This window comes from Achromobacter sp. HZ34, from assembly GCF_002209485.1.
Taxonomy (GTDB): domain Bacteria; phylum Pseudomonadota; class Gammaproteobacteria; order Burkholderiales; family Burkholderiaceae_B; genus Bordetella_C.
Genome location: NZ_NJIX01000009.1, coordinates 143425 through 155246 on the forward strand (window position 1 = coordinate 143425; position 11822 = coordinate 155246).

The 11822-nt window shown below is 66.4% G+C and carries 12 protein-coding genes; 8 read left to right on the forward strand and 4 right to left on the reverse strand.

The window, feature by feature from the left end; all coding sequences use genetic code 11:
• The first annotated feature begins 40 nt into the window (after positions 1-40).
• The 6 genes from CEY05_RS28020 to CEY05_RS28045 all read left to right on the forward strand — a co-directional run bounded on the left by CEY05_RS28020 (position 41) and on the right by CEY05_RS28045 (position 5981).
• Complete coding sequence (locus tag CEY05_RS28020) at positions 41-1345, forward strand: iron-containing alcohol dehydrogenase family protein (protein WP_088600563.1); 1305 nt, start codon at positions 41-43, stop codon at positions 1343-1345.
• A gap of 22 nt (positions 1346-1367) precedes the next feature.
• Complete coding sequence (locus tag CEY05_RS28025; protein WP_088600564.1) at positions 1368-2243, forward strand: TauD/TfdA family dioxygenase; 876 nt, start codon at positions 1368-1370, stop codon at positions 2241-2243.
• A gap of 25 nt (positions 2244-2268) precedes the next feature.
• Complete coding sequence (locus tag CEY05_RS28030; RefSeq protein ID WP_233161748.1) at positions 2269-3258, forward strand: tripartite tricarboxylate transporter substrate binding protein; 990 nt, start codon at positions 2269-2271, stop codon at positions 3256-3258.
• Positions 3259-3366: 108 nt separating this feature from the next.
• On the forward strand, positions 3367-4632 hold the full coding sequence (locus CEY05_RS28035; RefSeq protein ID WP_088600565.1) for an alpha-hydroxy acid oxidase: 1266 nt from the start codon (positions 3367-3369) through the stop codon (positions 4630-4632).
• A gap of 2 nt (positions 4633-4634) precedes the next feature.
• A complete protein-coding gene (locus CEY05_RS28040) occupies positions 4635-5108 on the forward strand; it encodes a nuclear transport factor 2 family protein (protein WP_233161749.1) in 474 nt (157 codons plus the stop codon).
• Between the two features lie 81 nt (positions 5109-5189).
• Entirely contained in the window at positions 5190-5981 is a 792-nt protein-coding gene (locus tag CEY05_RS28045; RefSeq protein ID WP_088600566.1) for a fumarylacetoacetate hydrolase family protein, read from the forward strand.
• A 91-nt stretch (positions 5982-6072) separates the two neighbouring features.
• Here CEY05_RS28045 and CEY05_RS28050 read toward each other — a convergent pair whose 3' ends face one another.
• Together CEY05_RS28050 and CEY05_RS28055 are read right to left on the reverse strand one after the other, a co-directional pair.
• Complete coding sequence (locus CEY05_RS28050; protein ID WP_088600567.1) at positions 6073-6456, reverse strand: RNA-binding S4 domain-containing protein; 384 nt, start codon at positions 6454-6456, stop codon at positions 6073-6075.
• A gap of 57 nt (positions 6457-6513) precedes the next feature.
• Positions 6514-6993 (reverse strand): MarR family winged helix-turn-helix transcriptional regulator, encoded by a 480-nt coding sequence (locus tag CEY05_RS28055; protein ID WP_088600568.1) that lies wholly within the window; start codon positions 6991-6993, stop codon positions 6514-6516.
• 183 nt (positions 6994-7176) lie between these two features.
• Here CEY05_RS28055 and CEY05_RS28060 point away from each other — a divergent pair, with 183 nt between their 5' ends.
• Entirely contained in the window at positions 7177-7593 is a 417-nt protein-coding gene (locus tag CEY05_RS28060; RefSeq protein ID WP_088600569.1) for an organic hydroperoxide resistance protein, read from the forward strand.
• On the opposite strand, the gene CEY05_RS28065 is transcribed toward CEY05_RS28060, so the two are convergent.
• Entirely contained in the window at positions 7590-9047 is a 1458-nt protein-coding gene (locus CEY05_RS28065; protein WP_088600570.1) for a citrate synthase, read from the reverse strand. The two genes, CEY05_RS28060 and CEY05_RS28065, sit on opposite strands and share 4 nt — an antisense overlap.
• 247 nt (positions 9048-9294) lie before the next feature.
• Here CEY05_RS28065 and CEY05_RS28070 point away from each other — a divergent pair, with 247 nt between their 5' ends.
• A complete protein-coding gene (locus CEY05_RS28070) occupies positions 9295-10890 on the forward strand; it encodes a CoA transferase (protein WP_233161750.1) in 1596 nt (531 codons plus the stop codon).
• A 113-nt stretch (positions 10891-11003) separates the two neighbouring features.
• Here the strand turns inward: CEY05_RS28070 and CEY05_RS28075 are convergent, their stop codons facing one another.
• Positions 11004-11774, reverse strand: coding sequence for an MBL fold metallo-hydrolase (locus tag CEY05_RS28075; protein ID WP_088600571.1), 771 nt, complete (start codon positions 11772-11774; stop codon positions 11004-11006).
• Positions 11775-11822: the final 48 nt, after the last annotated feature.

Below are 11822 nucleotides of genomic sequence, written 5' to 3' on the forward strand. Positions count from 1 at the left end.
AGTGTCGCCGATTCCGCGCGCTCCATACACTGTTTCTCTTATGAGCGGCCAGCGACGCAACGACGATACCTTCGACTATCACCTGTACGGCACCCACGTTCGCTTTGGCGACGGTGTCGCCGCCGGCTTGCGCGCCGAACTGGACGCCCTGGATTGCCGGCGCCCGTTGATCCTGACGCAGGATCGCATCGCGGCGACACCGCGTTATCACGCCCTGGCGGCGCAGTGGCGTGACCTGGCGCATCTGGAACTGGCCGGCGTGCCGCCCCATTCCCATGCCGGCCTGGTGGCCGACCTGGCGACCCGGGCGCGCGACTTCGGTCCGGACTGCGTGATAGGCATAGGCGGCGGCAGCGTGGCCGACAGCGCCAAGGCCCTGGTGCTGCTGCTGGCCGAAGGCGGCGAACTGGCCGACCACGTCACCCGCTACCAGCCGCCGCGCGGCATGTACATCCCGCGCCGGGTCAATCCGCAACTGCCCATCGTTGCCTTGCCGACCACGGCGTCCGGGGCGGAGGCCACCTGTTCCTTCGGCGTGGCCGATGGCCATGGGCAAAAACTGATGTTCTGGAACCGGCGGGTGTCGGCGTCGACGCTGCTCGTCGACCCCGAACTGGCGGAGGATGTGCCGCTGGCCCTGTTGCACCAGAGCGCCATGAATGGCATCGCGCATTGCCTGGAAGGACTGTATTCGACGGGCCGCTCGCCGGTGTCGGATGCGCTGGCCTTGCAGGCGCTGGGTTTGTTCCAGCAGGCAATGGAACACGGTGCCGCCGTGGAAATATCGGCGGGGATATCGGCGGAAACATCGGTGGGGATATCGGCGGAAATATCGGCGGAAATATCGGCGGCGTCGCCCGTGTTCGCGCTTGCGGCGGAAGCGGGCGCCGGCCAGCGTCGCAGCATCCTCGCTGCCGCGCATCTGGGCGGCATGGTGCTGGCCATGGCGCGTAGCTGCCTGCACCATGCGATCTGCCACGTGGTGGCGACGCGCTATCGCCTGGGACACGGCGCGGTCAATAGCGTAGTGCTGCCGCACGCCATTGCCTACAACGAGGCGGATCCCGCCGTGGCTGCGCGCCTTGCGCCCGCGTTGGATGCCGTCAATCGCGCCTTGACGCCGCCGCGCGCCGCGGGCGCCACCCCCTATGCATCCCTGTCCGCATGGCTGCTGGCACTGCAACGCCGCCACGCGCTGCCCATGCATCTGCGCGACCTGGGCGTGCCGGCCGATGACCTGCCGGCCTTGGCCGAGCGCGTCATGACGGAACGCGGGCTGGCCTTGAACCCCCGTTCCGTCGCCCATCCGGCCGATGTACTGGCCATCCTGCACGCCGCATTCTGAATCCATCCTGGAAGGAGACATCATGGACATCATCCCCCTGGGCACGCCATTGGGCGCGCGCATCGAGGGCATAGACCTGGGCCAGCCCCTGGCCCACGCGGACTACAGCGGTATCGAAGCGGCGCTGGGCCGCTACGGCGTCGTCAGCTTTCCGCGGCAGAAATTGACTGCCGCGCAGCTCAAGGGCTTTTCGGAGAACTTCGGCAAGCTGGAGGTCAACGTCGCCAACATGTATCACGAGGCCGATCTGCCGGAAGTGATGATCCTGTCCAATCTCGTCGAAAACGGCAAGCCGGTCGGCCTGAGCGATGCGGGCCAGGACTGGCACACGGACATGTCCTACAGCCGCACCATCGCCTTCGCCAACGTGCTGTTCGGCATCCGCATTCCCGTGCGCGACGGCAAATCGCTGGGCAATACCGAGTTCTGCAATATGCACGCAGCTTACGAAGGGCTGCCGGAAGACCTCAAGCGCGAGCTCGACGGCATGACCATCACTCATGACTTCAACAAGTTCTGGGAAATGATGCGGCGCGAAAAGGGCAGTACCCGGCCGCCCTTGACCGAGGAGCAGCGGCGCCGCAAGCCGCCCGTCTCCCACCCGGTGTTCCTGACGCATCCGATCACCGGCCGCAAGGTGCTCTACGCCAACCCCGGCTATTCGATGCGCATCAACGAACTGCCTGAAGCGCGCAGCGCCGAAGTGCTGGAGTTCCTGTTCCGCCATCAACTGCAGGAGCAATACCGCCATCGCCACAGCTGGACCGAGGGCGATGTGCTGATGTGGGACAACATGGGCACGATCCACAACGCAGTGGCTGACTACCGGCCGGATGAGCCCCGCCTGATCAAACGCTGCCAGGTCATGGCGGATAAATACTTCCCCGAACTTTATTGATGCGGCTACAACGAGGAGACAACTCATGACTATAAAAAAACACAAGGCCGCCTTGGCCATGGCCGCGTTGGCGGCTTGTATGCTGGCCGGTAGCGCCCGCGCCGCCGACGACTATCCCTCGCGCCCCATTCGCATGGAGATCGGCTACGCCGCCGGCGGCCCGACCGATGTGCTGGCCCGCATCCTGGCCAAGGAGATGGGCGAGATCCTGAAGACGTCCATCGTCGTGGAGAACAAGCCGGGCGCCAGCGCGTCCATCGCCGCCGCCGACGTGATGCGATCGGAACCGGACGGCTACAAGGTACTGGTGACCTCGCTGACATGGAGCGTCAATCCGCTGCTGTATCCGGGCCGCTACAACTACGATCCGGTCAAGGACCTGATGCCGGTCAGCAATATCTGCAAGCTGCCCATGGTGCTGGTGACCAGCTACAACTCGCCCTACAAGGATGCCAAGAGCCTGGTGGCCGATGCCAGGTCGCATCCGGGCAAGCTGACCTTTGGCTCGTCGGGCGTGGGTGGTTCGGCGCACCTGGCCGCCGAGATGATGGCGACCACGGACAACCTGAGCATGACGCACGTGCCCTTCAAGGGCAACGGGCCGGCTTTGCAGGAGATGCTGGCGGGGCGTATTTCCTTCATGTTCTATCCCAGCATCGGCATTGCCAATTACGTGCAGCAGAAGCAGCTGCGGGTGCTGGGCGTGGGCACCAAGGAGCCGCTGGCGGACTTCCCCGGTGTACCCACCATGGAATCGCTGGGTTATCACGACTTCGATGAGGGATCGCCCTGGGTCGGCCTGCTGGTGCCGCCCGCCACGCCACGTCCGATTGTGGATAAGCTGAACAAGGCGGTGAACGAAGCGCTGGCACGGCCGCAAGTGCAGCAGCAATTCGCGGCGTTGGGCGCGCAAGCGGTAGGCGGCTCGCCGGAACAGTTCCGCGACTTCCTGGTGCAGGACAAGGCGCGCTGGGCCGAAGTGATCAAGCGCGGCAACGTCAAAGGTGAGGAATGAGGCCCACCCCGGAGGTGCTGCGCGCCTCCCCCTCAATGGGGCGGCAGGGGCGGACCGGCGCGCCCCCGTTCGAGTATCTTTCTTCAAGGCCGCCTGGGGCGGGGCGTCATGACGCGTAGCGTGGACGACTGTTATTCCATCGAGCGGTTGCGGCAGCGGGCGCGGGCGCGGCTGCCGCGGCCCATCTTCGATTTTTTCGATGGTGGGGCGGAAGACGAGCTGACGTTGCGGGCCAATGCCGCGGCGTTCGCCGATGTGCGCTTGTCGCCGCGCGTGCTGCGCGATGTCTCCCAGGTCGACCTTAGCGGAACCCTGCTGGGCCGGCCGGTGGGCATGCCGCTGGCCATCGGTCCCACCGGAGCGGTGGGTTTCGGCTGGCGCGGCGGCGACGTCATGCTGGCGCGCGCGGCCGCGGCCGCCGGCATACCCTACGCCCTGTCGACGTCGGCGACGGCGTCCATCGAGGAAATCGCCGACAAGGCACCCGGCCGGCTCTGGTTCCAGGCCTACATCCTGCAGGACAAGGAGCGCCTGCATGACCTCATCGCCCGCGCCGGCGCGGCTGCTTACGAGGCGCTGGTCATCACGGTGGACCTGCCGGTGGGCGGCAAGCGCGAACGCGACCTGGCCCATGGCCTGGCGTTTCCGATGAAGATCGGGCCGCGCAACTTCTTTCACTTCGCCCGCAAGCCTGCGTGGTCGCTGGACATGCTGTTGCGGCGCCCGCCGCTGATGCCCAGCCTGGTGGGTCTGAACCAGGTGGCCGCGGACCGCAAGGCCATGCGGTCAGTGGCGGGCCGCAACTACGATCCGGCCTTCGACGTGGCCGCCCTGGCCCGCCTGCGCGACCGCTGGCCTGGCAAGTTGATCGTCAAGGGCGTGGTGAACGGCGCGGATGTCGACGCCATCGTGCGGTTGGGCGCCGATGCGCTGGTGGTGTCCAACCACGGCGGGCGCCAGCTGGACGGCGGCATCCCTACGCTGTGGGCGCTGCCCGAAGTCGTGGCGGCGGCAGCCGGACGCGTGCCGGTGCTGCTGGATGGCGGCGTGCGGCGCGGCGGCGATGTCTACAAGGCCTTGGCGCTGGGCGCTGCCGGTGTGCTGACGGGGCGGGCCACGCTGTATGGCGTACTGGCCGGCGGCGAAGCCGGCGTGGCCAAGGCCCTGGCCATCCTGCGCGATGAACTGGCGCGCACCATGCAACTGTGCGGCACCCCGGCATTGGCGGCCATCGGCCCGGATGTGCTGCGGCTGCCGCAACCCTTTCCCCCTTGTGGGCCTTATGGTTCATATGGATCTTATGGCGCCAACGTGCCTGCCGGTGCCCATGCCTGGGCCGAGTCCGTGCAGGCTGAACTGCTGCAGGAGAATTGACTATGACCGATACATCGAGAGCCGCCAGCCTGACTGGCACTGTGGCGCAGGCGGCCGCCATGGCCTTGTGCCAGAACCAGGTGATGGCCTTCTATCGCGACCTGGATGAGAATCGCTATGAGGACCTGGCGGACCGGCTGGCGCCCGGTGGTGCCTGGCACCGGCAGGGCAAGGTGCTGTCCAGCCGCCAGGCGGTGCTGGACGCCCTGGCGCCGCGCTCGAAGACGCAGCGGATTCACCATTTGATCGTCAACCTGGTGACCGACAGCCAGGATGAGGAACGCTGCCGCATGCGCGCGTATATGCTGGTGGTGCGCCATGACAGCGGCAGCCCGCCGCAAGGGACGGCGCCGTTGACGGGCATCGAGAACATACGCAGCATCCATATCGAACTGGTTTGTACCGATGGCGCATGGCTGATCAGGGAAATGCGCGGGGACGAACCCACCTTCGCCATGCCGGCGCCGCGGGCTTGATCTGAAGCACCTATTTTCCGGGTTGTCGGTTGCCGAGGCACGGACAGTCCCCCAGCTTCGCTACGATTTCAGGAGACGACAATGAAGTGGATACGTGCCCATCTTGGGGGCGAGGATGACAGGCAGCACGGCCAGCGCCCGGGGGCGTTCTACGCGTTGCTGGAAGACGATCGGGTGCTGCCGGTGCGCGGCGACCCTTTTGACGGCCATGAGAAAACGGGCGACATCCTGCGCCTGGACGACGTGCGTTTGGACGTGCCTGTGGTGCCGCCCACCTTCTACTGTGTGGGGCTGAACTACACGAAGCACATCGCCACGGAAGGCTTGAAGATTCCGGACAAGCCCGACGTGGGCTATCGGGCCAACAATGCGCTGGTCGCCCATGGGCAGGATGTCGTCATCCCGGCGGACGCCACGAAGGTGCATTACGAAGGCGAGTTGGTGGTGGTCATCGGCAAGCGGGCGCGCAATATCAGCGTTGCGGATGCGCGGTCCTGCGTGCTCGGCTACACCATGGGCAACGATGTCAGCGAGCGCAACTGGCAGAAGTCGGATCGCACGTTCTGGCGGGCGAAGAATTCCGATACGTTCAAGCCCATGGGGCCCTGGATCGACACGGATGCGGATGTGGAGAACATGGAAACCGTGGTCAAGCTCAACGGCAAGGAGAGCACGCGGTTCAATACCAACGACATGCTGTTCGGCATCGATACTTTCATCAGCACGATGAGCCGGAACCTGACGCTATATCCTGGCGACATCCTGTGGATGGGTACCGACGGCCATTCGCCCGACCTGGTCGATGGCGATGTGGTGGAGGTGTCCTTGACGGGGCTGGGGACGCTGCGTAATCGCTTCGTGCGGGAGAAGTAAAAGGCAGAGTAAAAGCCGCTGCCTGGCGGCGGCTTCATCGCGTTTATTGCGCTGGGCGTGTTCGGCACGGCGGGGGCCCGCCGCGGGCGGCTTACTTGCCGCGCACCATGTCTATCAACCGGCGGTCGCGTTTGGTGGGCCGGCCTTCGCTGATGCTTTGCGCCGGCTCGGGCGCCAGGCGGCGCATTTCGGCGGCGTGGGCGCGGGCCGCGGCGCTTTCCGGGGTTTCCTCGTACAGCGTGCGCGCCACGGGCGCCGGCCCGCGCACGGCGCTGACTGCCATCACGCGGACGAGCATGGCGGGGGTTTCCTTGCGCAGCGTGATGGTATCGCCCGGCCCGACCTCGCGCGCCGGCTTGGCGGGCTGGTCGTTGACCAGCACCCGACCCTTGCCGATTTCATCCACAGCCAGGCTGCGCGTCTTGTAGAAACGCGCGGCCCACAGCCATTTGTCCAGGCGCAGTTTGTCGCTCATGCGCGGAGTCATCCTTTATCGCGGTCAAGCCGCCATGATAGCGCGGGGTTGGCGACGTCATGCATCCAACGGGGCCGCCTGCTCCGACGCGTTGATGAGGTTGCCGCGCAAATTGACGATGGCTTTCTGCAGGACGCGGAATTCTTCCGCTGACAGGCCAGCCGCCTGGGCGGTCACCACCCGGTAGGGCAGGCCTTTTTCACGCAGCTCGCGGCCGGCGTCGGTGAGGGAAACGCGCACGCTGCGTTCATCGTTGGCGTCGCGTTCGCGCCGGACCAGGCCCATGGCTTCGAGGCGCTTGAGCATGGGAGTCATGGTGCTGGGTTCAAGGAACAGCTTCTCGCTCAGGCCTTTGACGGTCTGGTGATCTTCTTCCCACAGGCAGATGATGGTGACGTACTGCGGATAGGTCAGGCCCAGCTTTTCCAGCACGGGCTTGTAGACGCGCGAGTACGCCAGGTTGGTGGAGTAGATGGCGAAGCACATGAAATCGCCCAGCTTGGCCGTGTCGCGGGCCGTCGCGGATTTCCTGGTCATGGTGGCGTGGAAGATAGTTATCGAGATAATCATTATTGTAGTTGCGATTGGCCAAGGACTTCTATATAGTTCGCTTCATAATGATTATTGAGATAATTGATTCGGGACAGACGCCAGTCAGGGGAATCATCCGGTAGTCCTTACACAGCAAACCTACCCCTTCAATCTGAAAAGGAAAATGCCATGAACCAGGTCGAAAAAGTCATCTACACGGGCAAGACCCACACCACCGGGGGCCGCGAAGGCTACGCGAAGAGCGACGATGGCCGTCTGGACACCAAGCTTTCGCCCCCGGGCAGCCAGGCCGCGGGCACCAATCCGGAACAGCTGTTCGCGGCCGGCTGGTCGGCTTGCTTCATCGGGGCGATGGGGCGGGCGGCCAAGGAGTTGAACGTCACCGTGCCGGCGGATGTCGCCGTGGATGCCGAAGTCGACCTGTGTTCGGGCGAGGGTGGTTTCTTCCTGCAGGCGCGCCTGAATGTAAGCCTGCCGGGCCTGCCGCGCGACAAGGCCGAAGCAGTCATCGAAGCGGCGAACCGGATTTGCCCGTACTCGAAGCTGTCACGCGGCAACATCAACGCGACGGTCAGCCTGGTTTAAGTCCCGGCGGCCAGCTTTGTTTTGGGCGCCTTACGTGGATCAGCACGTAAGGCGCCTGTTGATCTTCCGGCTGGCCGCGCTTGACCGCCATCCGCCGCCTGGAGCGATGCGCCGGGTGCGACACCGACATAGCGGGCGCGGGGCCGGATGAGGCGTTGGGCTTGAGCCTGCTCCAGCGCGTGCGCCAGCCAGCCAACGCAGCGGCCCAGCGCGAACAGCACGAAGGGTGAGTCCGGTGGCAGCCCGTGGCGGGCGCAGCCGGCGGTGAGGGCGAAATCGACGCTGGCGATTTCGCCTACGCTCGCTTCCACGTATTCAGCCAGACGGCGGTAATGCGGGGGCGGTTTGCTGGTCGCCAGCAGGATGGCGGCGCGCGGGTCGCCATCGGGATAGAGTGGATGGCCGAAACCGGGCAGGGCACGCCCCTGCGCCAGGCAGGCGCGCACCGCGCCTTCCGGGCCATGTTGACGCGCCTCCTCGGCGAGCGCCGCAACGGCCTGTGTGGCGCCGGCGTGTAAAGGGCCCGACAAAGTGGCCAGCCCGGCCAGCACGCCCGCCGCGAGCGAGGCACCCGTGGAGATCGTGACGCGGACGGAGAACGCCGAGGCGTTCAGTTCGTGATCCGCCATCAGGACCAGGGCACGCCGCACGAAGTTCGCGGCGGCAGGCTGCCGCCATAGTTCGCAGATGTGATGGTGCAGGGCGACTTCCGCCGGTACCGGCGCGCCCAGCATGGCGGCGCAAAGGTCGGCCATGACATCGCGGGCCTCCGCCCGCAGCGTGGCCGGCGTGCGGCCGATCGTGGGAAGATCCCGCCCGGCCCGCTGCGCCATGGCCGCCAGACCGGCCGTCAGGGCCGGGCCGGGCGAGATGGGGCGGCTCGATGTCTCGCTGTCTGGCGTTGCACCCCTATTCTTTACTCCTGCCGTGCTTCTGGTGTCCGGATTCTGATCGCTTATTTCCTGAGCGCTTGCCTGACGATCGTTTGCGTACCTGCCGCTTTTCGCATCGCCGCGTGCGGGCTTGCTTGCCCGGAACGAGGCGCTTCGCATGGCTTCGGCCTGCGCGCGAGGCGTTCTTGCCAGGTTTGCGAGCATGAAGGTCAGCGGCTCCGTCTGCCACAGCAGGGCGGCGATGTCCTCCAGTGCCGCGCTTGCGGCCAGCGCGATGGCGTCCTGGCCGCGATACCAGTGGCGGCCGTCCACCACCGTGGATATGGATGACGGCAGCACGGGGTCGCCCCATTCGATGGCCTCTGCGGCGATGGTCGCCACCTTGCGCCGGCCGCGTGCCTGCCGCGCCGCGCGCAGGACGTCTTCTTCGCGATACTCGCTGCGGCGGCTGTCCTGCGGAGCCGGCCGCGCGCGAATGCGTCCGCGGCTGACATTGGCGTACAGGGTCTGCGGGCGTACGCCCAGGATGCGCAGGGCGTCTTGGGCGCTTATCCATGCCATGTGATTGCTCTCCAGTGCGTCGATTCCGTGTTCGCGATGTCCTGCATGGCGGCCTGAGCGAGTTGACTCGCATCCAGCGCGTTGTCGCGGAACCCTGTCGCGTCACGTTGATATTGATGAATAGCATCAAGATTGACGTCAATATCGTAGCGCTTATGCTGGCGGTGTGATGCAGCGGCTGCCGGACATGGCCGCTGGCGTCGATCATCGAACAGGCCGCGACGAGTGGCCGGTGCTGGAGCCAACCATGATGGACAGAGCAAGAACGGACGATTTGGAAATCCAGGACGCAACGGTAAGCCGTGCATTCCTGCGTGTCGCGGCAGGCGCCTTGGGATTGGCGCGAGAGGACCTCGACAACATTCACTTCCAGGGCGACGGCGTGCTGCCCTACGTCCTGCCGGTCGACGACTTCGCCGCCGGCACGGTGGCCGCGGCCGGTGCCGCATTGCGCGCATTGATGCGTTCCAGTGGACCGCACGAGGATGCCGCGCCAGCGAACAACAGCAACGGCGACAGCAATTCCGCCGCGGTTGCGCCTGAGAACCCCCGCTTCCTTCCCGCACTGACCGTGGATCGCCGGTTGACCGGTCTCTGGTTCGGGACATCCCTGCGTCCTGTGGGGTGGGAGTTGCCGCCCACATGGGACAGCATCGCCGGTGACTATCGCAGCGCGGATGGGTGGATACGCTTGCACACGAATGCCCCTCATCATCGTGCCGCCGCCTTGTCGGTCCTGCGCTGTGCCGAAGACCGCGCCACCGTAGCCGCGACGGTGGCCCGGTGGCAAGGCCAGGATCTGGAGCAGGCCGTCGTCGCCGCCGGCGGTTGCGCCGCTGTCATGCATACCCTCGAGCAATGGCGCGCACATCCGCAAGGCAAGGCAATCGCGGCGGAACCGCTGATCGCGTGGACCAGGCATCCGCTTGCTGCCGCACCTTCGCCGCGTCCCAAGGACGGCGATCCGCGCGCAGCCCTTGCATCCGGGCATCCTGCGAACGGACATCCCTCCACAAGCCCCGGGTCATGGCGCCCAAGACAGGACCGTCCGCTGGCGGGCCTGAAGGTCCTTGACCTGACCCGTATCCTGGCCGGCCCGGTATCCACGCGCTTCCTGGCAGGCTATGGCGCGGATGTCCTGCGGATCGACCCACCGGGCTGGGACGAACCATCGCTGGCACCCGACGTCACGCTGGGCAAACGCTGCGCGCGGCTGGACCTGCGCGACCCGGGCGATCGTGCCCGTTTCGAAGCCCTGCTGGCGCAAGCGGACGTGCTGGTGCATGGCTACCGCCCCGGCGCCCTCGACGGCCTGGGCTACGGCGCCGCGGCCCGGCGCGCCATCAACCCCGCCTTGATCGACGTCACGCTGGACGCGTATGCATGGAGCGGCCCGTGGCAAGGCCGGCGCGGCTACGACAGTCTGGTGCAAATGAGCAGCGGTATCGCCCACGCCGGCATGGCCTGGCGTGGCGCCGACAAACCCTTCCCCATGCCGGTGCAGGCCTTGGACCAGGGCACCGGCTATCTGATCGCCGCTGCCGTGCTGCGCGGCCTGGCGCTCAGACTGCAGGAAGGCGTGGCCGTGAGTGCGCGCCTGTCATTGGCGCGCACCGCCGAGGCCTTGTTCGGACTGGCCGAGTCGACCGGTGAGGGTTCGCGCGAGCAAAAGGGCCTGGCCACGCGCGATGAAGATTACGCGGCCGATCACGAGATTACTCACTGGGGCCCCGCGCAGCGCGCCCGGCCGCCGCTGGCGATACTGGGCGCCCCCATGCGCTGGGACTACCCTGCCGGCCCGCTGGGTACGGCGACAGCCGAGTGGCGTGGCCAGGCCGGATGAAGTAAGCGCCGCGGCGACCGGCGCCGCCCGGTCGCCGGCAACAGGCCTTCGACGCGCACCGAGCGTGCACCGGCGTGGCTGGTCTCACGCCGACCCGCCGCCGCTCGTCGCATTCAAGCGCTATATCGCGTCATGGCCCCGCCACAGCACAGATCGATGCTGGTCGGTTCCATCGTGTCGCCCAGCCAGGCGGTCAGCACGGCGCGCCGTTCGCCGACGTACCGCGGCTGGCCGGCCTCGTCCAGGCGCATGCAAAGATCATGTCCCGGCACCAGCAGCGTGCCGGGCTCGCGCTTCCAGTAGTCCCAGATCAGCGCCAGGCTCTCCTGGCTTATCGCCTGGTCGTAGGTGTCGGCCACCGTCATGGCCAGCAGCTCCGCGCGGTTCTTCGCGGCGTCGCCGGTGAACAGGATGGCGCCCTCGTTGCCGGTCACATAAAAGAGCAGGTGACCCGGCGTGTGGCCGGGCGCCATGACCGCGCGGAATCCCGGCAGGAAACGGTCGCCCGCCTGGATGCGCTTCACGCGCGGCGATACTTCCAGTTCCCGCACATAGAGCTCGGGCAAAGGATCGAAGCCGGGTGGCTGCGCGGCAGCCCAGGCCAGTTCCTTCTCACCGATCCATACGGTCGCGTTCGGGAAAAGCGTGAAGTTGACGGAATGGTCGTAGTGCGCGTGCGTCAACACGACGTCCGTGATGTCGCCCGCCGCCACCTTCAGTTCCGCCAGCTGCTTCGCCAGCAAATGGCGGGCGCCGAAAGCGCCGACATCGACCAGTATCCGCCGGCCTTCGCCGCGCAACAACGTGGTCGTACTCCAACCCAGCGAGCCATGGAACAGGCTGCGTCCCGGGTACCCTTGAATCAGCACATCGATGCTGTACATGTCTGGACTCCTGCGGTGACCAGCGCGGCGCCGGTGCACGAGGCCCGG

Excerpts from the sequence above, each read along its gene's own strand:
- CEY05_RS28020 (WP_088600563.1), top strand. The coding sequence starts at position 41 with ATGAGCGGCCAGCGACGCAACGACGATACCTTCGACTATCACCTGTAC.
- CEY05_RS28025 (WP_088600564.1), top strand. The coding sequence starts at position 1,368 with ATGGACATCATCCCCCTGGGCACGCCATTGGGCGCGCGCATCGAGGGC.
- CEY05_RS28030 (WP_233161748.1), top strand. The coding sequence starts at position 2,269 with ATGACTATAAAAAAACACAAGGCCGCCTTGGCCATGGCCGCGTTGGCG.
- CEY05_RS28035 (WP_088600565.1), top strand. The coding sequence starts at position 3,367 with ATGACGCGTAGCGTGGACGACTGTTATTCCATCGAGCGGTTGCGGCAG.
- CEY05_RS28040 (WP_233161749.1), top strand. The coding sequence starts at position 4,635 with ATGACCGATACATCGAGAGCCGCCAGCCTGACTGGCACTGTGGCGCAG.
- CEY05_RS28045 (WP_088600566.1), top strand. The coding sequence starts at position 5,190 with ATGAAGTGGATACGTGCCCATCTTGGGGGCGAGGATGACAGGCAGCAC.
- CEY05_RS28050 (WP_088600567.1), bottom strand. The coding sequence starts at position 6,456 with ATGAGCGACAAACTGCGCCTGGACAAATGGCTGTGGGCCGCGCGTTTC.
- CEY05_RS28055 (WP_088600568.1), bottom strand. The coding sequence starts at position 6,993 with ATGACCAGGAAATCCGCGACGGCCCGCGACACGGCCAAGCTGGGCGAT.
- CEY05_RS28060 (WP_088600569.1), top strand. The coding sequence starts at position 7,177 with ATGAACCAGGTCGAAAAAGTCATCTACACGGGCAAGACCCACACCACC.
- CEY05_RS28065 (WP_088600570.1), bottom strand. The coding sequence starts at position 9,047 with ATGGCATGGATAAGCGCCCAAGACGCCCTGCGCATCCTGGGCGTACGC.
- CEY05_RS28070 (WP_233161750.1), top strand. The coding sequence starts at position 9,295 with ATGATGGACAGAGCAAGAACGGACGATTTGGAAATCCAGGACGCAACG.
- CEY05_RS28075 (WP_088600571.1), bottom strand. The coding sequence starts at position 11,774 with ATGTACAGCATCGATGTGCTGATTCAAGGGTACCCGGGACGCAGCCTG.